Genomic DNA, 19,068 nt, shown 5'->3' with positions numbered 1-19,068 from the left:
GCGGGGGGCGGCGCGGTGCCGCCCCCTGCAAGGCTCAGAGCTTCTCGGTCAGCTCCGGCAGGGCAGTGAACAGATCGGCGACGAGGCCGTAATCGGCGACCTGGAAGATCGGCGCTTCCTCGTCCTTGTTGATCGCCACGATCACCTTCGAATCCTTCATTCCCGCGAGATGCTGGATCGCGCCCGAGATGCCGACCGCGACGTAGAGCGCGGGTGCGACGACCTTGCCGGTCTGCCCGACCTGCCAGTCGTTCGGCGCAAAGCCCGAGTCGACGGCGGCGCGCGAGGCCCCCACCGCCGCGCCGAGCTTGTCGGCGAGCTTCTCGATCAGCGCGAAGTTCTCCTCCGAGCCGACGCCGCGCCCGCCGGAGACGACGATGCCGGCGGAGGTCAGCTCGGGCCGGTCGCTCTCGGCGAGCTTGTCCTCGACCCAAGCCGACAGGCCCGGATCGGCGGCCGCCGCCACATCCTCGACCGGGGCCGAGCCGCCATCGCCCGCCGGCTCGAAGCCGGTGGTGCGGATGGTGAAGACCTTGGTCGCGTCCTTCGACTTCACCGTCTGCACCGCGTTGCCGGCATAGACCGGGCGGTCGAAGCTGCCGTCCTCGTGGATCGCCAGCACGTCGGGGATGATCATCACGTCCAGGAGTGCGGCGACGCGCGGCATGATGTTCTTGGCGTCCGTCGTCGCGGGGGCGGCGACGTGATCATGCCCCTCGGCCAGCTGCGCCACCAGTGCGGCGACCGGCTCGGCCAGACGGTGGCTGTAAAGCGCGTCCTCGGCGCAGAGCACCTTTGCCACGCCCGCGATCGCGGCGGCGGCGTTGGCCGCGTCCTTGGCCTTGGCGCCGACGCACAAGAGCGTCAAGTCGCCCAGCGGTGCCGTGGCGGCGACGGCGCGGGCGGTGGCGTCGTGGTTCAGTTCGCCGTCCGTGACCTCGGCCAGAAGAAGAACGCTCATCACACCACCCCCAGATCTTTGAGCTTTTCGACCAGATCGTCGACCGAGCCGACCATCATCCCCGCCTTGCGCTCCGGCGGCTCGGCGGTCTTCACCACCTCCAGCCGGGGCGAGACGTCGACGCCGAAATCGGCGGCGGTCTTCTCGTCCAAGGGCTTCTTCTTGGCCTTCATGATGTTCGGGAGCGACGCGTAGCGCGGCTCGTTGAGCCGCAGATCGACGCTGACGATCGCCGGCAGCTTGACCGAGATGGTCTGCAGGCCGCCATCGACCTCGCGCGTCACCTGCGCGCTCTCGCCCTCGATCTTCACCTCGGAGGCGAAGGTGGCCTGGGACCAGCCCAGGAGCGCCGAGAGCATCTGGCCGGTGGCGTTCATGTCGTTGTCGATCGCCTGCTTGCCGCAGAGCACCATCTGCGGCTGCTCTTCTTCGACCACCTTGGCAAGGATCTTGGCCACGGCCAGCGGCTCGATGTCCTGGGTCGGATCATCGGCGGCGACCACGAGGATCGCGCGATCCGCGCCCATGGCCAGCGCCGTGCGCAGCGTCTCCTGAGCCTGTTTCACGCCGATCGAGACGGCGACGACCTCCGTGGCGGTGCCCGCCTCCTTCAGCCGGATCGCCTCTTCGACCGCGATCTCGTCGAACGGGTTCATCGACATCTTCACATTGGCCAGATCGACGCCCGAGCCGTCCGACTTCACCCGGACCTTCACGTTGTAGTCGATCACCCGCTTCACGGGGACGAGAATTTTCATGATCAGCCTTTCCTTACGGATCCTTGCCCGATTGGTAGCGCGCGGTTTTCGGCGGCAACAAGGCGAAACCGACCCTTCGGCGCCGGGCGACGTCGCGTTACGCGCGCGTCAACCCGCCACCCGGGGCGCGGGTCTCAGCCGACCTGCAGGACGATCTTGCCGATATGCTCGGAGCTTTCCATGCGCGCATGCGCCGCCGCCGCCTCGGCCAGCGGATAGCTGCTGTCCATCACCGGGCCGATCCGGCCCGCATCGAGCAGCGGCCAGACCTGCGTGCGCAGCTCGGCGGCGATGGCGGACTTGGCGGCGATGGATTGCGGGCGCAGGGTCGAGCCGGTGAGCGTCAGCCGCCGCATCATCAGCGGCGCGAGGTTCAGCTCGACCTTCGGCCCTTGCAGGAAGGCGATCTGCACCAGCCGCCCGTCATCGGCCAGCGCCTTGAGATTGCGGGCGATATAATCGCCGCCCACCATGTCGAGGATCAGGTCGGCCCCGCCCTCCTCGCGCAGCACTTCGACGAAATCCGTCTCGCGGTAATTGATCGCGCGTTCGGCCCCGAGGCGCTCGCAGGCGGCGCATTTCTCGGCCGATCCGGCGGTGGCGAAGACCCGCGCGCCGAAATGCCGGACAAGCTGGATCGCCGTGGTGCCGATGCCCGAGGAGCCGCCATGCACCAGGAACCGCTCGCCGTCCTTCAGCCCGCCGCGCATGAAGACGTTGGACCAGACGGTGAAGAAGGTCTCGGGCAGGCAGGCGGCCTCTTTCAGCCCCATGCCTTCGGGCACGGGCAGGCAATGCGCCGCCGGTGTGGCCACGGCCTCGGCATAGCCGCCGCCCGGCACCAGCGCGCAGACCGCGTCGCCCATGGCCCATCCGGTGACCCCCGGCCCGATCGCCGCGACATGGCCCGACACCTCCAGCCCCGGCAGGTCCGAGGCATCGGGCGGTGGCGCGTAGGCGCCCGCGCGCTGCAGCGCGTCGGGGCGGTTCACGCCCGCAAAGGCGACGTCGATGACGATTTCGCCCTCTTTGGGTTCGGGGCGCGGGCGCTGCGTCTCGCGCAGCATGTCCGGCCCGCCGGGGCGGGCGATCTCGATGGCGCGCATCATCATCGGCGGGGGCTCCAATGTCCGGGCAGATCCATGGGGGGCTTGCGGTTCGGGGCATGCACGCCCGAGAACAGGAACGACAGCGCCCCCGTCACCGGCTTCAGCAGCACCGACTTGTTGGCGCTGGCCTTGGCCCTTTCGATGCGCATCACGTCGTCGATGCGCCGGTCGATGAAGGACCATGTCGCCTGATGATCGAGGCTGTCATCGCCGAGCCAGTAGAGCACCACCGAGGCCCAGACGCCCGAGAGCGTCGCACGCTTGGTGTACCAGTTCACGTCGTCGGAGGCGTCGCCCAGCGCGGTCCAGACCGAATCGGCGGTGCGCCACAGCAGGCGCGAGCCCTCGGCGGCGTGATGCGGCAGGGCGAAAAGCGTCGTCGCGCGGCGCAGCGCCTCCTTGTCGCGCACCGCCTCGATCCGCGCGCGCAGCGCGAAGGCGACCCGGTCGCGGTAGCGCATCTCGCCCAGCTCGGCGGCGCGCACGGCCTCGACCATGGCGCGGTCGCCCGCGTCGTGCAGCGCCACCGCGAGGTCGATCGCGCCGCGCGGGCAGAGCGCATGCGCCTGCGCCAGCGTCATGCCCTGCTCCTGAACTGCGGCGCGAAAGGCCGTCTCGGACCAGCCGTCGAAGGCGACATGCGGCAGGATCGCGTCGAGCAGCGCCGCGATCTGCGGATCTGGTGGCGGGGCGCCCTCGGGCGCGCCGGTGGTGGAATGGGTCATTGGCGTCTCCCTTCGCCTCCAGCCTAGACAAGTGGCCGGGGCTTTGCTATACGGCCGCTTCCTGCAATCTTGAAACTCCAGCTTAGAAAGGTGGTGAAAACCACATGCAGGTCAGCGTTCGCGACAACAACGTCGATCAGGCCCTCCGGGCTCTGAAGAAGAAGTTGCAGCGCGAGGGTGTGTTCCGCGAGATGAAGCTCAAGCAGCATTTCGAGAAGCCCTCCGAGAAGAAAGCGCGCGAGAAGGCCGAGGCCATCCGGCGTCAGCGCAAACTCGCCCGCAAGAAGGCCCAGCGCGAAGGTCTCCTCTGAGATCACGCGCGAGCTTTCGAACGACGAAACCCCCGAGGCGACGGCTCCGGGGGTTTTTTCGTGCCCGCGCCATGGCGTTTCCTTGCTAGACTGTTCCCCGTGCAGTTTTGGGAGGCGCCGATGAAACCCGTCATCCTTCTGGTCGGCCGTCTGCCCGGCGTGGACGAGACCGTGGCGCGCGAGCTTCAGGACCTGCCGGTCGAATGGCTCGGCGCGCATGACCGCGCGGAGGTGGAACGCCAGCTCGACACCGAGCCCGCCATCGCCTGCGTGGTCATGGGCGCGGGGCTCGACGACCGGGTCCGGGGCGAGCTGATCGGCGTGATCGCCTCGAAGCGCCCCGACATCACCATCCATCTCAAGGACCGCGCCTCCGGCCCCGGCGGCATGGCGAGCTTCGTGCGCCGGGTGGTGACCGCCGAAGTGCTGCGCTGACATCGACATCCCTTCTTCGTGATCGGGACGACCCGGATGGCGGCTGCCGCGTTGTGCCGCCGGAAACGGACCCACGAGGAGGCATCATGCCCGGCAAACCGACCCCCGACGCGACCCTTCCCGAGATCACCCTGCCCCGCCTGGGCGGCGGCGAGATCACCCTCGGCACACCGATGGAGGGGCGCGACTGGCAGATGGTCGTCGTCTATCGCGGCAAGCATTGCCCGATCTGCCACAAATATGTCGAAGGGCTCGAAGGGCTGCTCTCCCAGTACCACGAGGCCGGGATCGACGTCGTGCTCGTCTCGGGCGACCCCGAGGAGAAGGCCCGCGCCTTTGCCGAGGAGACCGGCACCAGCGCGCCCGTGGCCTATGGGCTGAGCGTGCCGCAGATGCTCGAGCTGGGTCTTTACGTCTCCGAGCCGCGCTCGGCGCAGGAGACCGACCGCCCCTTTGCCGAACCGGCCGTCTTCGTGATCAATGATCGCGGCACGGTGCATATCGCCGACATCTCCAACGCCCCCTTCGCGCGCCCCGATCTCGAAGGGCTGCTGAACGGGCTGAAATTCATCCGCGAGAACGAATACCCGATCCGCGGCACCAGGATGGCCGCCTGATCCGAGATCCGATGCTGCTGCACCGGCGAGCGCCGCCCTCCCCCGCGGGAGGGCGGCGTTTCATATGGGAAGCGCCGTGGTGCGCCGCACCGTGCGCAAGGCAAAGCTCGATTGCATCGTCTGAACGCCGGGAAGACGCGCGAGATGGCGGCGGTGGATCTGCGCGAAATCCTCGCTGTCGCGCGCCACCACCTTGAGCAGGTAATCCGCCGTGCCCGCCATGAGGTGACACTCCAGCACGTCCGGTATCCGCGCCACCGCCGTCTCGAAGGCTTCGAGCAGCTCGTCCGCCTGACCCGACAGCGTGATCTCCACGAAGACCGTGACGGGGCGGCCCAGCTTGCGCGGATCAAGGAGCGCGACATAGCCCCGGATCAGCCCCGCCGCCTCCAGCGCCCGGACCCGGCGGTGGCAGGCCGAGGGGGAAAGGTTCACCTTCTCGGAAAGCTGCGCGTTCGACAGCCGCCCGTCGGCTTGCAGGGCGGCAAGGATGGCCCGGTCGATGCGGTCGATCTCGTTCATGCAAGATCATTCGAAGAAACCGGACTTTCATGCAAGGGTCTTCTGCTGCCTGCCCGAAATGTGCCATGATCTCGTCAGCAATTGCGCCAGCCGAGGCGCAGCATGGAGGCAACAAGGAGGATACATATGCATATCGGTTGCCCCACTGAGATCAAGCCGCAGGAATTTCGCGTCGGCCTCACCCCCGATGCCGCGCGCGAGGCGGTGGCTCATGGCCACGAGGTCACCATGCAGGCGGGCGCCGGCATGGGCGCGGGCTTCACGGATGAGGATTACCGCGCGGTGGGCGCGCGGATCGCGGACACGGCGGAGGAAATCTTTGCCGGCGCCGATATGATCGTGAAGGTCAAGGAGCCGCAGGCGGTCGAGCGCAGGATGCTGCGCGAGGGGCAGATCCTCTTTACCTATCTCCACCTCGCCCCCGACCCCGAGCAGACCGAGGACTTGGTGAATTCGGGCGCGACCTGCATCGCCTACGAGACCGTGACCGACCGCGCCGGTGGCCTGCCGCTTCTGGCGCCGATGTCCGAGGTCGCGGGCCGCCTTGCGCCGCAGATGGGGGCCTGGACCCTGCAGAAGGCCAATGGCGGGCGCGGCGTGCTGATGGGCGGCGTGCCGGGCGTGACCCCGGCCGATGTCGTCGTCATCGGCGGCGGCGTGGTCGGCACCCATGCCGCGAAGATCGCCGCCGGGATGGGCGCGCGCGTCACCGTGCTCGACAAGTCGCTGCCGCGGATGCGCTATCTCGACGACGTGTTCGGCGGCAGCTTCCGTACGCTCTATGCCTCCGCCGGCGCCACCGCCGACGCGGTCGCGCAGGCCGACATGGTGATCGGCGCGGTGCTGGTGCCCGGTGCCGCAGCACCCAAGCTCGTCACCCGCGAGCAGCTCTCCACCATGAAGCCCGGCGCGGCGATCGTCGATGTCGCCATCGACCAGGGCGGCTGCTTCGAGACCTCGAAGGCCACGACGCATCAGGACCCGATCTACGAGGTCGACGGCATCATGCATTACTGCGTCGCCAACATGCCCGGCGCGGTGGCCCGCACCTCGACGCTGGCCCTGGGCAACGCCACCATGCCCTTCGTGCTGGCGATCGCGAACAAGGGCTGGAAGCAGGCCTGCCTCGACGACGCGCATCTGGCCGAGGGGCTCAACGTGCATCGGGGCCTGATCACCAACCTCGCCGTGGGCGAGGGGCTGGGCCGCGAGGCGATCTCGGCGCAGGAAGCGCTTGCCCGCTGATAGGCGAGGCCGCGCCGGAACGCTCCGGCGCGGCAATCGTTTGCCCTCCGCAACCCCCAGATGCGGAGGACGATATCATGGTCACTACCATCGGCACGTCGAGCGACATGGCCAAGCTGGTCGAGAATTTCATCCTTCTCGAACACGATGCCATCGCCGCCTACGAGACCACCATCGAGAAGCTCGAAAACCCGGCCCACAAGGCGAAGATCGAGGAGTTTCGGCAAGATCACCTGCGGCACCTGTCCGAGCTGACGGCGCTGGCGGGCCGGGTCGGCGCCAATGTCCCCGGCGAGGGCGACATGAAGGAGCTGCTGACCACCGGTAAGATCAAGCTCGCCGACATGGTCGGCGGCGACGGCGCGATCCTCAAGGCGATGGCCACCAACGAGGTCGACACCATCACCGCTTATGAGCACGCGGTCGACAACGCCGCCGTGCCCGCCGCCGACAAGGACCTGTTCCAGCGCGGGCTTGCCGATGAACGCAAGCACAAGGACTGGATGGATCAGGCCGCCAAGGCCGCCTGATACGGAAAACGGCCGGTGCATCGCACCGGCCGTTCGCCTTTCAGACCCGCAGGATCAGGCCGCGACCTTCTCCACGAGGCCCGGCACCTTGGCGCGGGCCGCGGCGATCGCCTCGGCGCGCGTCTCGGGCGAGAGCGCCAGCCCCTCGACGCGCAGCACCGTCACGTCGGTGATGCCGATGAAGCCCAGCATGTGCCGCAGATAGGGCTCCACGAAGTCGGTGGTCCCGTCATGCACCCCGCCCGAGGCATAGACCACGATGGCGCGGCGGCCACCGGCGAGGCCCTCGGGGCCCTCCGCCGTATAGCGGAACGTCCTGCCCGCCACCGCGACGCTGTCGATCCAGGCCTTGAGCTGGTGCGGGATCGCGAAGTTGTACATCGGCGCGCCGATCACCAGCGTGTCGGCCGACATCAGCTGCTCGACCGGATCGCCGTCGAAGGCGGCCTCGGTCGCGGGATCGGCGAGATCGCGGCGCAGCACGGTCTCGCCGCCCTTCGCCGTCAGCTCGGCGACGACGGTCGCCGTCAGATCGCGCGAAACCGAGTTCTCGCCGAGAATGGAGCTGTCGATATGCAGGATGGTCATCTGGAAAGGTCCTTGTGTCATGCTGCGCCCCATCTAGGGGCGCACATGAGAGGCATGAACTCCGTATTTGCGCACAGAATCTGCGTGGCGGCTCAGACCCCGCGCGATTTCAGCAGATCGCGGATGTCGCTCAGAAGCTCCTCCTGCGTCGGTCCCTTGGGGGCTGCGGGGGGGGCTGCGGGCACCGGCTCGCCCTCATCGACGGCCGCGTCCTTGATCCGGTTCACCGCCTTGACCAGCAGGAACACCACCCAGGCGATGACGAGGAAGTTGATCACCGCCGTCAGGAAGGCGCCATAGGCGAAGATCGCCGCCCCGCTTTCGCGCGCCGCCTCCAGCGAGCTGCCGGGGGGCACGTCGCCCGAGAGCACGATGAACATCGAGGTGAAGTCGATGCCGCCGAGGATCAGCCCGATCACCGGGTTGATGAGGTCGTGCACGAGGCTCTGGACGATGGCGGTGAAGGCGGCGCCGATGATGATGCCGACCGCGAGGTCCATCACGTTGCCCTTGGCAATGAAGGTGCGGAATTCGTTGATCATCGGGGTCTCCTGGCTGGGTTCGGCCCGAACCTAGCGTGCGGCGCGCGCAAGGCGCAGCCTTTGGCGCGCAAAGACGGACCAGCGCGACCCATGGGCCACGAAAAAAGGGGCGGACCATCGGCCCCAGCCCTTTGCAGTAAATGGTGCAGCCGCCGAAACCTCGGCGGCTGCGTCGCTATCAAGGCGTCATTGGTTGCGGTTTTTGATCTCAGAGAGGCTTCATGAGGCGATGCAGCACATGGTCGAGGCCATGCGTGTTGTCTTCCTTGGTGATCCCTGTGGCAGAGAACCCTTCACGCTCCCAAAACGCCCGACCACGGGGGTTCGCCTCCAAGACGCCCACATACAACTTCTTAGCCCTGTCTGAGCGCGCGAGTTCTTCAATGCGAGATAAGAACGCAGCTCCGCGCCCGGCACCTTGGGCCCATGGCCCGATGATCATCAAGCCAAGATAGGCATCGCTGTCCGTGGGAAAGCCGTAATGGAGCTCGGCCAGACCGGAAAGCCGGCTGCCTACGAACAGTCCCAAGAACCGGGAGCGATCGACTTCGCACCCCGGCGCGCCAGCGGTGAAGAACTCCTCTGCCTTTTTGTAGGGGTCCGGATGGCTCCCTTCTGCCAGGACCCAATAGTCGGGTGCCTCAGTATAGAAGGCCGCCACCCGATCCAGATGGGCAGCGATATTCAGGGCCGTGAAGCGATCTGCCAAGCCTTGGTCCTCTATTAGGCGAAGAACTCATTCACTCGCATCTTGCCGCGAGCAAGGCCGAGTTTCATCGCGGGGGTTTCCTTCGTCTTCGAAGGTCCCATCCAGTTATGGACGAAACGGTAGATCTCGATGACCTTCGTCATGGTCTCAGGGTTGTAGAGGTAGTGGCGATCCCATGCACGCCCGTTTCCGCTCGGGGTATGAGCTGGGCGAGCTGCGAACCGAATGTTCGATCGGACCTTGTGAAAGTAAGCATCTACGCTGCGGAGAGTGGCGAGGCGCATCAGGCGCGCACGCCGGTCGGCCGCCATGCTGGGCCGGTCCGTGAGAAGCCGAACACGTCTGCTCGGTTCGCTCTTCGTGTGGAATGGCCACTCGAACGGAGCACCGAGTGGCATCCCTCGCATCATCGCTTCGATCACCGCGTCCGTTTGGTCGAGCCGATCTTGGTAGTCGAGGGCCGCCCAGGCAGACTGCGATATGCCAGTCGCCAGTTCGAGAGCAACTTTGCCTTCGCTCACCAGCATGTTGCGTTGATCGTTGGACTTATGCTTGTCAAACTGCACCACAACCACATCGGCAGTGCCATCCTTCACCCACGGGGCAAATGCTGAGATAAATGCGAGGGCGAGCCCGGAATCCGCATCCAAGACAAATACGAACCTTTCTCCGCCCTTGCCCAGCAAACGGCGCAGCAGGAAAGCATGGGCGAGTTGCATGATATCCTGACGCATAAGGGCCCCGCTGTGCGGAAGTTGGAGGTCCAAGTCGATGTCAGGCGCCTCCAAGGGATGGACAGCTACATTCTGGGTAATCTTATCGAGGTAAGCCTTGAACTCGGTCTCTGACCACACTCGCGCTTGGCTGCGAAATGCGCGCGGCCGGGCGAAGTCCCCAGATGTCGTCATCCGCGCTTCGATATCGGGCAGATGAACAGCTGGATCGAGCGCCAAGTGCGCAGCAACGATATAGCCCGTGTTAGCATGAGCTGTGCAGAGGTGCTGCACGGCGATCTGAGCACGGGTCTTCTTATTCGGCCAGTTTAGATGAAGCGTCTGCGAGTCGGTCGCGAAGCGGCGACCTACGCTGCTCCAATTGACCCCTTCGAACATCCCCTCGCGCCGGGCGGTGATATCCACGACGCGGTCATAGATGAAGTCGATCTTACGATAGACATCGCGAGGGCAGAGCCCTGTAAAGTCGGCAATCTTGGAGATCGGAAGCCCGTTGGTGATCATCCATAGCACATCGCGATTCGCTGTGCTGCGGTGTTGGCGCCGGATGCGGGACCCTACGGAAAACGAAGTTAGACACGCTTTGCACTTCCATCGCTGCGCGCCCTTCGCAGTGCGTCCAGACTTGCGGTAAAAAGTTGGATGCTCTGACTGCGCTTGGCCATGATGGCCGCACATCCTATTCGGACACGAATCTTGCGGGAGCGCCGCACGGAAGCGATTTCGTAGCCGACGGTATTCTTCGACGATTGCACTGTTGTTCTTAATGATCGACGACTGCCCACATGCCCCGCACTTGAAGGTCTTCTCATCGCCAGAACCGATTACCCGACCACGAGGCTGGTTGGATTTGACTCCTGCTGAGGATTTCCCTCTCTTATCATAAGGATCAGGTGCTTCTGCGAAGAGATCACATTGAGGGTTTCGGCAGAAGTTGATGTCGATCCCATAGCTCGGGAACGGCAACCTGCGCCGGAGGACCGGCGAAGAAATCTTCGTGAGCGCGTTCATGTAGCTTCCCTCGATCACCACCACATTTCGTGGCTATCGAGGGAAAGGTTGGCCAAAATCTGGCCAACCTAAGTTTTCGTGCACCATTTACTGCAAAGGGCTGGCCATCGGCCCGCCCCCTTCGAGGTCCCTGATCCGCCCGATCAGCCGCGCAGCTCGCCGCCCGTGGCCTTGGCCACCTTCTCGACAATCTTCGCGCCCACGGCCTCGATCTCCTTTTCGGTAAGCGTCTTGTCGGTGGGCTGCAGCCGCACCGTGATCGCCACCGATTTGCGCCCCTCGCCCAGGGAGCCGCCCTGGAACTGGTCGAAGACGCGCACGTCGGAGATCAGCGCCTTGTCGGCGCCCTGCGCCGCGTTCACCAGCGTCAGCGCCTCGATCTGCGCATCCACCACGAAGGCGAAGTCGCGCTCGACGGGCTGCAGCGACGGCGGCGTGAAGGCCGGGCGCGCGGCGCCGGTCTGGCGCGGCAGCGGCACCTCCTCGGGCCAGAGCACGAAGGCGACCGCCGGGCCCTTCACGTCGAGCGCGGCGAGCACCTTGGGGTGCAGCTCACCAAAGACGCCGAGCACCTTCTTGGGCCCGAGGCAGATCCGCCCGTGGCGGCCCGGATGCCACCAGCCCTCGCCCCCACGCAGGATCTGCACCTTGGCGGGCGCGCCCATGGAGGCGAGAACCGCCTCGGCATCGGCCTTGACGTCGAAGAGATCGACGGGGCGCGAGGCGCCATGCACATCCTTGGGCCCGGTCTTGCCGGTCAGCAGCCCCGCCACGTAAAGCCGCTGCTCGCCCGGCTCACCGCCGAAGAACACGTGCCCCGCCTCGAACAGCGCGAGGTCCCCCTGCCCGCGCGCCTGGTTGCGCGCGGCGGCGCGCAACAGCCCCGGCAGCAGGTCGGGACGCATATGGCTCATCTCGGAGGAGATCGGGTTTTCGAGCCGCGTCGCATCCGAGCCGCCGCCGAACAGCGATGCCGCCTCGGCGTCGATGAAGCTGTAGGTGACGCATTCGTCATAGCCGAGCGCGGCGGTCGTCCGCCGCGCCTTGGAGAGCCGCGCCTGCATCGGCGTCAGCACCGGCTTGGCCACGCCTTCGGGGCGCGGCAACGGCACGCCCTTGAGCTTCGACAGCGAGGCCACGCGCGCGACCTCCTCGACAAGATCCGCCTCGCCCTGGATGTCCGAGCGCCAGGCGGGGACATGCGCCATTTCGCCATCGAGCCGGAAGCCCAGCCGGTCGAGCGTCTGGCGCTGCGCCTTGACGGGGATCTCCATGCCGACGATCCGCGTCACCGCCTTGGGATCGAAGCGATAGGCGCGGCTGGTGTCGGGGGTCGCGCCCGCGATCGCCATCTTCGACGCCTCGCCGCCCGCGTGATCGACGATCATCCGCACCGCGATCTGCAGGCCGGTGGTGACGAAATCGGTGTCGATGCCGCGCTCGAAGCGCTGGCGCGCATCCGAATGAATCCTGAGCGCGCGTCCCGTCAGAGCGATCTGCACCGGGTTCCACAGCGCGCTCTCGACGAAGACATTGGTGGTCTCCTCGGTCACGCCGGTATCCGCGCCGCCCATGATCCCGGCGAGGCTTTCGACGCCGTTGTCGTCGGAGATGACGATCATGCCGGGTTCGAGCGTGTAGCTCTTTTCGTCCAGCGCGGCGAACTGCTCGCCGCCCTTGGCGCGATGCACCCGCAGGTTCCCCGCCACCTTGTCGGCGTCGAAGACGTGCAGGGGGCGGTTCAGGTCGTAGGTGATGTAGTTGGTCACATCGACGAGGAAGCTGATCGGCCTCAGGCCGATGGCGCGCAGCCGGTCCTGCAGCCAGTCCGGCGAGGGGCCGTTCTTCACGCCGCGGATGAGGCGGCCCGCGAAGATCGGGCAGCCGTCGCGCGTGTCGGGTGCGATCTCGACGCCGATGGGGCTGTCATAGCCGCCCTGCACCGCGTTGACTTCGAGCGGCTTCAGCGTGCCGATGCCGCGCGCCGAGAGGTCGCGCGCAATGCCGCGAATGCCGAGCGCGTCGCCCCGATTGGGCGTGATCGCGATCTCGATCACCGGATCGACCTTGGCGGGATCGTTCTCGGCCAGCCAGTCGGCAAAGCTCTGCCCGACCTCGCCCGAGGGCAGCTCGATGATGCCCTCATGCGCGTCGCCAAGCCCCAGCTCGCGCTCGGAGCACATCATGCCGTGGCTCTCGACGCCGCGGATCTTGCCGACGCCGATGGTGAAGTCGGGGCCGGGGACATAGGTGCCGGGGCGCGCGACGACGACGGTGATGCCTTGGCGCGCATTGGGCGCGCCGCAGATGATCTGGTCCTCGCCGCCGGGCAGGTCGACGCGGCAGATCTGCAGCTTGTCGGCGTCAGGGTGCTTTTCGGCGGCGACGACCTTGCCCAGAACGAAGTTCTTGAGAGCGGCGGCGGGGTTCTCGATGCCTTCGACCTCGAGCCCGAGATCGGTCAGCGCCTCGGCGATCTCGTCCACCGTGGCCGTGGTGTCGAGATGGTCCTTGAGCCAGGAGAGGGTGAATTTCATTTATCCGCCTCATTAAGTGCTTTTTCTATTTTCGGCTCCTTCTCTACGAACCCAACGTTCGATACTCGGCAACCTATGAGTGACAGATGACTAGCGCCAACAACCCCAACAATAAAATCGTTCCGGGGCGCCAGGAACATCGCCTGCACATTGCCGCCGGGAACATCGAATTGGTTCTTAGTGGCACTTATAATCGGAGCCCATAAAATCGCAGGACCCTCAATCCAGCAATTTTCAAATGAACAGCCATCCAAAGACGATAGATTGCTGATGGCCAACAAACTTGGGATACTCACCCTTACGCCAGAGAACAGTCTCTGACCTAAAACATTCTTGTAGTCCAACTCAGGAAGATTATCCCAATCTTTGATTTCGCTATCTAAACTTCCTGAGAAATCTTTGGAAACTTGCGCGACCTCCCCGACAACCCTAGACCAAAACTCCTCCTTTTCAGTATCGCCGAGGCTAGACAACGGAGCTTTGGGATCGTTGAAAGCTTGAAAGTTTGCAATCTCAGGAGAATTCTCAATATAGCAGTGAGATAAAAAGATTGATATAATCTTCTTCTCTTTTCTTCGCCGCCCTTCAAATAGACTCGGAAGCTCTTGTTCTTGAATGAAGTCGGATGCCAGAAAATCCGCACTAACAAGTAGAATAGCAACCGAGGCCTGATCAATGGCAACGCGAATCTCTTCGCGCCACGCCTGATCCGTTTTTATATCAAGATCAGAGAATACACTTAAGTCATTCGATTTAACTAGTGGCCTGAGATGCACAAGAAGGCGATCTAGAGCTCTCCTGTCGGCATGTGCATAGCTAATAAATACAGACATTCCCTTACCCTCTCAACGTCGGCACATCCAGCGCCGCGAAGCCGTAATGCTTCAGCCAGCGCAGGTCGCTCTCGAAAAAAGCGCGCAGGTCGGGGATGCCGTATTTCAGCATCGCCAGACGGTCGATGCCGAGGCCGAAGGCGAAGCCCTGGTACTTCTCGGGGTCGATCCCGGCGTTCTTCAGAACCTTGGGGTGCACCATGCCCGAGCCCAGCACTTCGAGCCAGTCGTCGCCCTCGCCCACCTTCACGGTGCCGTTTTCCCACGAACACTGGATATCGACCTCGGCCGAAGGCTCCGTGAACGGGAAATGCGAGGCGCGGAAGCGAGTCTTCACGGGCTTGCCGAAGAAGGCCGAGAGGAACTCCTCCAGCACCCATTTGAGGTTCGCCATGGTGATGTCGGTGCCGATGGCGAGGCCCTCGACCTGATGGAACATCGGGGTGTGGGTCTGGTCGTAATCGGCGCGGTAGACGCGGCCCGGGCAGATGATGCGGATGGGCGCGCCATTCTGCTCCATCGAGCGGATCTGCACCGGCGAGGTGTGGGTGCGCAGCACGTGGGGCGGGCGGTCGTCGCCCTTGGCGCGATGGGTGTAGAAGGTGTCCATCTCGGCGCGGGCCGGGTGGTGGCCGGGGATGTTGAGCGCGTCGAAATTGTACCAGTCGCTCTCGATCTGCGGGCCTTCGGCGACCGAAAAGCCCATGTCGGCGAAGATCGCGGTGACCTCCTCGGTGACCTGGCTGATCGGGTGGATCGTGCCGGTGCGCGCGGGGCGGGTGGGCAGCGTCACGTCGAGCCATTCGGTCTTGAGCCGCGCCTCCAGCGCCGCGTCGGCGAGCGAGGCCTTGCGCGCGGCGAGCGCGTCGGCGATCTCGGATTTCAAAGCGTTGAGCTTCGGCCCCTTTTCCTGACGCTCCTCGGGCGTCATGCCGCCCAGCGTCTTCATCAGGCCCGAGATCTCGCCCTTCTTGCCCAGCGCGCGCACGCGCAGATCCTCGATGCCCGCCTCGTCGCCGGCCTCGGCGATCAGCCCCAGATACCTGTCTCGAAGATCGTCCATGTCGTCACCCTTTTCTGCCGGTCCGGACTAGCAGCCCGGTCCCGAAACGCAAGAAGCCGCGCGGCCCGTCGGGGGGCGGCGCGGCTTCCGTTCAGTCTGTCGCTTGGCCTCAGGCCAGAGCGGCGCGCGCCTTGTCGACGACGGCGCCGAAGGCCTCGGGCTCGTGCACCGCGAGATCGGCGAGAACCTTGCGGTCCACCTCGATGCCGGCGAGCGCCAGGCCGTTGATGAAGCGCGAATAGGTCATCTGCTCGTCATGCGCGCGGACGCCGGCGTTGATCCGCTGGATCCACAGGGCGCGGAAGTTGCGCTTGCGGTTCTTGCGGTCGCGGGTCGCGTACTGGTTGGCCTTGTCGACGGCCTGCTTGGCGACCTTGAAGGTCGTCGAGCGGCGATCGTAATAGCCTTTCGCCTGGTCGAGGATCTTCTTGTGACGACGATGGGTAACGGTACCACCTTTGGTGCGGCTCATGTCCTGACCTCCTTAGCGCGCGTAGGGCATCATCGGCTTGATGATCTGCTCATCAGCCTTGGCGAGGACCGTGGTGCCGCGGGCGTCACGGATGAACTTGTTGGTGCGCTTGATCATGCCGTGGCGCTTGCCCGCCTGGCCGGCCTTGATCCGGCCCGAGGCCGTCACCTTGAACCGCTTCTTGCAGCTCGATTTCGTCTTCATCTTCGGCATTTCCATCTCCCTTCCGGAACGGTGGTGGGACCGCGTGCCTCGGCATGCCAAGGAGGCCGGACGCGCGGGGTGAGCGCGCCGTATAGGCGGCGCGCGGGGTCAAGGCAAGGGGGCTCGACGCCCCCCTGCCCTCATTCGGGATCGGCGTTGAAGATCAGCCGCTCGTCGCAGGGCGCGACGCGCAGGATGTTGGTGCTGCCCGGCGTGTTGAAGGGCACGCCCGCGGTGACCACGATCAGGTCGTCGGCGGTGGCGAGCCCCTGCGCGCGGGCGCAGTTCGCCGCGGCGACCACGGCCATCTTGAAGCGGTCCACCTCGCCGGTGACGACGCAGTTGGTGCCCCAGGTCAGGCAGAGCCTGCGCGCGGTGTCGCGGATCGAGGTCAGCGCCAGGATCGGCACGCGCGGCCGCTCGCGCGCCACCAGCGAGGCGGTGGTGCCCGATTGCGAGAAGCAGCAGATCGCCTTGACGTTGGTCGTCTCGGCGATCTCGCGCGCCGCGGCGACGATGCCGTCGGCGACCGAGTTGTGCGCCACCTTGCGCGAGCTTTCGATGATGTCGCGATAGGTGCTGTCGGTCTCGACCTCGTGGGCGACGTTGTCCATCGTGGCCACGGCCTGGATCGGGTACTGCCCGGCCGCCGATTCGGCCGAGAGCATGATCGCGTCGGCGCCCTCATAGATCGCGGTGGCGACATCCGAGACCTCGGCGCGGGTCGGCATCGGGCTCTCGATCATCGATTCGAGCATCTGGGTGGCGACGATCACCGGCTTGGCCGCGGCGCGGCAGCGGCGCACGAGACGCTTCTGGATCGGCGGCACGTTCTGCACCGGCAGCTCGACGCCCAGATCGCCGCGCGCGACCATGATGCCGTCGGAGACGCTGAGGATCTCGTCGAAGGCCTTCACGGCGGCGGGCTTCTCGATCTTGGACAGGATCGCGGCGCGGCCCTGGCACAGCTCGCGCGCCTCCTCGACATCGGCTGCGCGCTGCACGAAGCTCAGCGCCAGCCAGTCGACGCCCAGATCGCAGACGAATTCGAGATCCTTGCGGTCCTTTTCCGACAGCGCCGCCAGCGGCAGCACCACATCGGGGACATTGACCCCCTTGCGGTTGGAGATGGTGCCGCCGACGATCACTTCGCAATCGGCGTAATCGGCGCCGCAATCCCTGACCTTGAGCCGGATCTTGCCGTCATTGACCAGAAGCGAGGCGCCGGGCTCCAGCGCGTCGAAGATCTCCTTGTGCGGCAGGCGCACGCGGGTCGCGTCGCCCTCGGCCTCGTCGAGATCGAGCCGGAAGGCCGCGCCCTCGACCAGCTCCTCCTCGCCATTGGCGAAGGTGCCGACGCGCAGCTTCGGCCCCTGCAGGTCGGCGAGGATGCCGATCGGCGTGTCGAGATCCTGCTCGACCTGCCGGATGATGGCGTGGCGGGCGCGGATCTCGTCATGCGCCCCGTGGCTCATGTTGAGGCGGAACACGTCCGCGCCGGTCTCGACCAGGGCGCGGATCACCTCGTAGGTGCTCGACGCCGGCCCCAGCGTGGCCACGATTTTCACATTGCGATGCCGCTTCATCGTTGGGATCCTCTCGACTGTCCTCAGGGACGCGATAAGTTCGGGCGGGCAGACGGCTCCGTTACCGCTACCAGCGCCATTCGAGCGCCCTTATTGCCGAAAACGGGCTATGTCACAACTGCCCTCGAGACAAGGGACGCACCATTGGGGAGAACAGCAGACCACATGACCTCGGAAGCCTACCGCATCATCGGCGAAGAGCGCCGCTCCCGCTGGCTCGTCACCTGCGACCATGCGAGCAACCATGTGCCGGACTGGGTCTCGGGCGGCGATCTGGGCCTGCCCGCCTCGGACATGGCGCGCCACATCGCCTGGGACGTGGGCGCCGCCGCCCTGACCGAGGCGCTGGCCGAGCGGCTCGACGCCCCGGCGATCCTTTCGAAATTCTCGCGCCTCGTGATCGACCCCAACCGCGGCGAGGACGACCCCACGCTGCTGATGAAGCTCTATGACGGCTCGATCATTCCCGGCAACCGCCATGCCGGCCCGCATGAGACCGAAGAGCGGCTGGAGCGGCTGCACCGGCCCTATCACGCGGCCCTGGCCGAGCTGGCGGCCCGGCGCGACGACACGGTGATCGTGGCGATCCACAGCTATGTCTCGCAGCTTCGCGGCCGCCGCCCCCGGCCCTGGCACGCGGCGATCCTGCACAGCCATCTCGATTCGCGGCTCGCGCAGCCGCTGATCGCCCGGCTGCGCGAGGAGGACGGGCTCGTGGTCGGCGACAACGAGCCCTATTCGGGCCATCTGCCCGGCGATTCCATCGACCGGCACGCGCTGCGCCATGGCCGTCCGAACGTGCTGATCGAGGTGCGCAACGACCTGATCGAGGAGGTGGACGGCCAGATCGCATGGGCCGACCGCTTGGCACCGGCGCTGCGCGACATACTTGCCGAGACGGGACTGTAAGGAGACGATCATGAGCAAGCTCGACGAGATCGACGAGACGACCCGCACCGAGATCGAGGCGGCGGCGTTCCGCAGGCTGCGCAAGCACCTGATGGAGGAGCGCCCGGACGTGCAGAACATCGAGCTGATGAACCTCGCCGGGTTTTGCCGCAACTGCCTTGCGCGCTGGGTGCAGGAGGCGGCGGCCGAGAAGGGGCACGAGATGTCGAAGGACGAGGCGCGCGAGGCCTATTACGGCATGCCCTACGACCAGTGGCGCGAAAAGCACCAGCGCGAGGCAAGCGAGGAGGCCCGCGCCGCCTTCGACGCGGCGCAAAAGCACGAGGCGAGCGAGGGCTGATCTCAGCCGTAGCGGCGCACCGCCTCCATCTCGATGGAAAGCCGCATTTCGAGCTCGGCGAGGACGCGCATCTCTTCGCGCCGCGCCTCCTCGCCGGTCAGCGCTGCCAACCGCGCCTTCGACTTTGCGATCTCCGCCTTCAGCGTGACCGCCTGCGGCTTGGCGCCCGATTCGCGCATCAACCGGTCGAGCACGGCGTCGCCCGGCGCGTGCAGATCCGCGATCGGCTTGCCCGCGCCGGGCAGGTCGTCGAAGGCGCCGTCCTTCTCCGCCTTGGCGATGACGCGGCTGATATGGTCGATGAGCGGGTGATCCATGACGGGCTCC

The 19,068-nt window shown here is 65.9% G+C and carries 23 protein-coding genes; 7 read left to right on the top strand and 16 right to left on the bottom strand.

Going from position 1 to position 19,068, the window contains the following annotated elements:
- Window positions 1-34 precede the first annotated feature (34 nt).
- The 4 genes from CJ301_RS09315 to CJ301_RS09300 all read right to left on the bottom strand — a co-directional run bounded on the left by CJ301_RS09315 (window position 35) and on the right by CJ301_RS09300 (window position 3,553).
- Entirely contained in the window at window positions 35-961 is a 927-nt protein-coding gene (locus tag CJ301_RS09315) for an electron transfer flavoprotein subunit alpha/FixB family protein (protein ID WP_099276624.1), read from the bottom strand.
- Window positions 961-1,719, bottom strand: a complete 759-nt coding sequence (locus CJ301_RS09310; protein WP_099276622.1) for an electron transfer flavoprotein subunit beta/FixA family protein — start codon at window positions 1,717-1,719, stop codon at window positions 961-963. Before CJ301_RS09310 ends, CJ301_RS09315 begins: the two co-directional genes overlap by 1 nt.
- Before the next feature lie 134 nt (window positions 1,720-1,853).
- Window positions 1,854-2,831 carry an NAD(P)H-quinone oxidoreductase gene (locus tag CJ301_RS09305; protein ID WP_099276620.1) on the bottom strand — a complete coding sequence of 326 codons (978 nt, stop codon included), beginning with the start codon at window positions 2,829-2,831 and terminating at the stop codon, window positions 1,854-1,856.
- A complete protein-coding gene (locus CJ301_RS09300; protein WP_099276618.1) occupies window positions 2,828-3,553 on the bottom strand; it encodes a COQ9 family protein in 726 nt (241 codons plus the stop codon). Before CJ301_RS09300 ends, CJ301_RS09305 begins: the two co-directional genes overlap by 4 nt.
- Before the next feature lie 104 nt (window positions 3,554-3,657).
- Between CJ301_RS09300 and rpsU the strand changes: the two genes are divergently transcribed.
- From rpsU to CJ301_RS09285, 3 genes are all read left to right on the top strand, one after another.
- Window positions 3,658-3,864: a 30S ribosomal protein S21 gene (gene rpsU / locus CJ301_RS09295; RefSeq protein WP_007255353.1), complete on the top strand. Its 207-nt coding sequence runs from the start codon at window positions 3,658-3,660 to the stop codon at window positions 3,862-3,864.
- Window positions 3,865-3,984: 120 nt separating this feature from the next.
- Window positions 3,985-4,299 carry a hypothetical protein gene (locus tag CJ301_RS09290; protein WP_099276616.1) on the top strand — a complete coding sequence of 105 codons (315 nt, stop codon included), beginning with the start codon at window positions 3,985-3,987 and terminating at the stop codon, window positions 4,297-4,299.
- An 86-nt stretch (window positions 4,300-4,385) separates the two neighbouring features.
- Window positions 4,386-4,916 (top strand): peroxiredoxin-like family protein, encoded by a 531-nt coding sequence (locus tag CJ301_RS09285; protein WP_099276614.1) that lies wholly within the window; start codon window positions 4,386-4,388, stop codon window positions 4,914-4,916.
- Window positions 4,917-4,976: 60 nt separating this feature from the next.
- On the opposite strand, the gene CJ301_RS09280 is transcribed toward CJ301_RS09285, so the two are convergent.
- Window positions 4,977-5,438, bottom strand: a complete 462-nt coding sequence (locus tag CJ301_RS09280) for an Lrp/AsnC family transcriptional regulator (protein WP_099276612.1) — start codon at window positions 5,436-5,438, stop codon at window positions 4,977-4,979.
- A 126-nt stretch (window positions 5,439-5,564) separates the two neighbouring features.
- Here CJ301_RS09280 and ald point away from each other — a divergent pair, with 126 nt between their 5' ends.
- Window positions 5,565-6,683 (top strand): alanine dehydrogenase, encoded by a 1,119-nt coding sequence (gene ald / locus CJ301_RS09275; protein WP_099276610.1) that lies wholly within the window; start codon window positions 5,565-5,567, stop codon window positions 6,681-6,683.
- Window positions 6,684-6,760: 77 nt separating this feature from the next.
- Window positions 6,761-7,213 (top strand): DUF2383 domain-containing protein, encoded by a 453-nt coding sequence (locus CJ301_RS09270; RefSeq protein WP_099276608.1) that lies wholly within the window; start codon window positions 6,761-6,763, stop codon window positions 7,211-7,213.
- A gap of 54 nt (window positions 7,214-7,267) precedes the next feature.
- Here CJ301_RS09270 and CJ301_RS09265 read toward each other — a convergent pair whose 3' ends face one another.
- From CJ301_RS09265 to pyk, 10 genes are all read right to left on the bottom strand, one after another.
- Complete coding sequence (locus tag CJ301_RS09265) at window positions 7,268-7,801, bottom strand: FMN-dependent NADH-azoreductase (protein ID WP_099276606.1); 534 nt, start codon at window positions 7,799-7,801, stop codon at window positions 7,268-7,270.
- 92 nt (window positions 7,802-7,893) lie between these two features.
- Window positions 7,894-8,343, bottom strand: coding sequence for a large conductance mechanosensitive channel protein MscL (mscL, locus tag CJ301_RS09260; RefSeq protein WP_099276604.1), 450 nt, complete (start codon window positions 8,341-8,343; stop codon window positions 7,894-7,896).
- A gap of 208 nt (window positions 8,344-8,551) precedes the next feature.
- Complete coding sequence (locus CJ301_RS09255; protein WP_162620481.1) at window positions 8,552-9,052, bottom strand: GNAT family N-acetyltransferase; 501 nt, start codon at window positions 9,050-9,052, stop codon at window positions 8,552-8,554.
- A 14-nt stretch (window positions 9,053-9,066) separates the two neighbouring features.
- Window positions 9,067-10,797, bottom strand: a complete 1,731-nt coding sequence (locus CJ301_RS09250) for a hypothetical protein (RefSeq protein ID WP_162620480.1) — start codon at window positions 10,795-10,797, stop codon at window positions 9,067-9,069.
- A gap of 143 nt (window positions 10,798-10,940) precedes the next feature.
- Window positions 10,941-13,334, bottom strand: coding sequence for a phenylalanine--tRNA ligase subunit beta (pheT, locus tag CJ301_RS09245; RefSeq protein WP_099276598.1), 2,394 nt, complete (start codon window positions 13,332-13,334; stop codon window positions 10,941-10,943).
- Window positions 13,331-14,167 carry a toll/interleukin-1 receptor domain-containing protein gene (locus CJ301_RS09240; protein WP_099276596.1) on the bottom strand — a complete coding sequence of 279 codons (837 nt, stop codon included), beginning with the start codon at window positions 14,165-14,167 and terminating at the stop codon, window positions 13,331-13,333. Before CJ301_RS09240 ends, pheT begins: the two co-directional genes overlap by 4 nt.
- A 4-nt stretch (window positions 14,168-14,171) precedes the next feature.
- Complete coding sequence (pheS, locus tag CJ301_RS09235; RefSeq protein WP_099276594.1) at window positions 14,172-15,230, bottom strand: phenylalanine--tRNA ligase subunit alpha; 1,059 nt, start codon at window positions 15,228-15,230, stop codon at window positions 14,172-14,174.
- 109 nt (window positions 15,231-15,339) lie between these two features.
- Complete coding sequence (gene rplT, locus CJ301_RS09230; RefSeq protein ID WP_099276592.1) at window positions 15,340-15,702, bottom strand: 50S ribosomal protein L20; 363 nt, start codon at window positions 15,700-15,702, stop codon at window positions 15,340-15,342.
- A gap of 12 nt (window positions 15,703-15,714) precedes the next feature.
- On the bottom strand, window positions 15,715-15,915 hold the full coding sequence (gene rpmI / locus CJ301_RS09225; protein WP_090114650.1) for a 50S ribosomal protein L35: 201 nt from the start codon (window positions 15,913-15,915) through the stop codon (window positions 15,715-15,717).
- A 131-nt stretch (window positions 15,916-16,046) separates the two neighbouring features.
- The gene (gene pyk / locus CJ301_RS09220) at window positions 16,047-17,492 is read right to left on the bottom strand and encodes a pyruvate kinase (RefSeq protein ID WP_099276589.1); all 1,446 of its coding nucleotides are present in this window, start codon (window positions 17,490-17,492) and stop codon (window positions 16,047-16,049) included.
- A 165-nt stretch (window positions 17,493-17,657) separates the two neighbouring features.
- Here pyk and CJ301_RS09215 point away from each other — a divergent pair, with 165 nt between their 5' ends.
- Together CJ301_RS09215 and CJ301_RS09210 are read left to right on the top strand one after the other, a co-directional pair.
- On the top strand, window positions 17,658-18,401 hold the full coding sequence (locus CJ301_RS09215) for an N-formylglutamate amidohydrolase (protein ID WP_099276588.1): 744 nt from the start codon (window positions 17,658-17,660) through the stop codon (window positions 18,399-18,401).
- 10 nt (window positions 18,402-18,411) lie between these two features.
- A complete protein-coding gene (locus CJ301_RS09210; RefSeq protein WP_099276586.1) occupies window positions 18,412-18,741 on the top strand; it encodes a DUF1244 domain-containing protein in 330 nt (109 codons plus the stop codon).
- 2 nt (window positions 18,742-18,743) lie between these two features.
- Here the strand turns inward: CJ301_RS09210 and CJ301_RS09205 are convergent, their stop codons facing one another.
- On the bottom strand, window positions 18,744-19,058 hold the full coding sequence (locus tag CJ301_RS09205; protein WP_099276584.1) for a DnaJ family domain-containing protein: 315 nt from the start codon (window positions 19,056-19,058) through the stop codon (window positions 18,744-18,746).
- Between the last annotated feature and the right edge of the window lie 10 nt (window positions 19,059-19,068).

Origin of the sequence: Limimaricola cinnabarinus (assembly GCF_002723615.1) — a bacterium.
In the GTDB taxonomy this organism is placed as follows: domain Bacteria; phylum Pseudomonadota; class Alphaproteobacteria; order Rhodobacterales; family Rhodobacteraceae; genus Limimaricola; species Limimaricola cinnabarinus_B.
This window is presented reverse-complemented; position numbering and strand designations above follow the sequence as displayed.

Coding starts and splice junctions, on each gene's coding strand:
- CJ301_RS09315 (WP_099276624.1), bottom strand. CDS start 961: ATGAGCGTTCTTCTTCTGGCCGAGGTCACGGACGGCGAACTGAACCAC.
- CJ301_RS09310 (WP_099276622.1), bottom strand. CDS start 1,719: ATGAAAATTCTCGTCCCCGTGAAGCGGGTGATCGACTACAACGTGAAG.
- CJ301_RS09305 (WP_099276620.1), bottom strand. CDS start 2,831: ATGATGATGCGCGCCATCGAGATCGCCCGCCCCGGCGGGCCGGACATG.
- CJ301_RS09300 (WP_099276618.1), bottom strand. CDS start 3,553: ATGACCCATTCCACCACCGGCGCGCCCGAGGGCGCCCCGCCACCAGAT.
- rpsU (WP_007255353.1), top strand. CDS start 3,658: ATGCAGGTCAGCGTTCGCGACAACAACGTCGATCAGGCCCTCCGGGCT.
- CJ301_RS09290 (WP_099276616.1), top strand. CDS start 3,985: ATGAAACCCGTCATCCTTCTGGTCGGCCGTCTGCCCGGCGTGGACGAG.
- CJ301_RS09285 (WP_099276614.1), top strand. CDS start 4,386: ATGCCCGGCAAACCGACCCCCGACGCGACCCTTCCCGAGATCACCCTG.
- CJ301_RS09280 (WP_099276612.1), bottom strand. CDS start 5,438: ATGAACGAGATCGACCGCATCGACCGGGCCATCCTTGCCGCCCTGCAA.
- ald (WP_099276610.1), top strand. CDS start 5,565: ATGCATATCGGTTGCCCCACTGAGATCAAGCCGCAGGAATTTCGCGTC.
- CJ301_RS09270 (WP_099276608.1), top strand. CDS start 6,761: ATGGTCACTACCATCGGCACGTCGAGCGACATGGCCAAGCTGGTCGAG.
- CJ301_RS09265 (WP_099276606.1), bottom strand. CDS start 7,801: ATGACCATCCTGCATATCGACAGCTCCATTCTCGGCGAGAACTCGGTT.
- mscL (WP_099276604.1), bottom strand. CDS start 8,343: ATGATCAACGAATTCCGCACCTTCATTGCCAAGGGCAACGTGATGGAC.
- CJ301_RS09250 (WP_162620480.1), bottom strand. CDS start 10,797: ATGAACGCGCTCACGAAGATTTCTTCGCCGGTCCTCCGGCGCAGGTTG.
- pheT (WP_099276598.1), bottom strand. CDS start 13,334: ATGAAATTCACCCTCTCCTGGCTCAAGGACCATCTCGACACCACGGCC.
- CJ301_RS09240 (WP_099276596.1), bottom strand. CDS start 14,167: ATGTCTGTATTTATTAGCTATGCACATGCCGACAGGAGAGCTCTAGAT.
- pheS (WP_099276594.1), bottom strand. CDS start 15,230: ATGGACGATCTTCGAGACAGGTATCTGGGGCTGATCGCCGAGGCCGGC.
- rplT (WP_099276592.1), bottom strand. CDS start 15,702: ATGAGCCGCACCAAAGGTGGTACCGTTACCCATCGTCGTCACAAGAAG.
- rpmI (WP_090114650.1), bottom strand. CDS start 15,915: ATGCCGAAGATGAAGACGAAATCGAGCTGCAAGAAGCGGTTCAAGGTG.
- pyk (WP_099276589.1), bottom strand. CDS start 17,492: ATGAAGCGGCATCGCAATGTGAAAATCGTGGCCACGCTGGGGCCGGCG.
- CJ301_RS09215 (WP_099276588.1), top strand. CDS start 17,658: ATGACCTCGGAAGCCTACCGCATCATCGGCGAAGAGCGCCGCTCCCGC.
- CJ301_RS09210 (WP_099276586.1), top strand. CDS start 18,412: ATGAGCAAGCTCGACGAGATCGACGAGACGACCCGCACCGAGATCGAG.
- CJ301_RS09205 (WP_099276584.1), bottom strand. CDS start 19,058: ATGGATCACCCGCTCATCGACCATATCAGCCGCGTCATCGCCAAGGCG.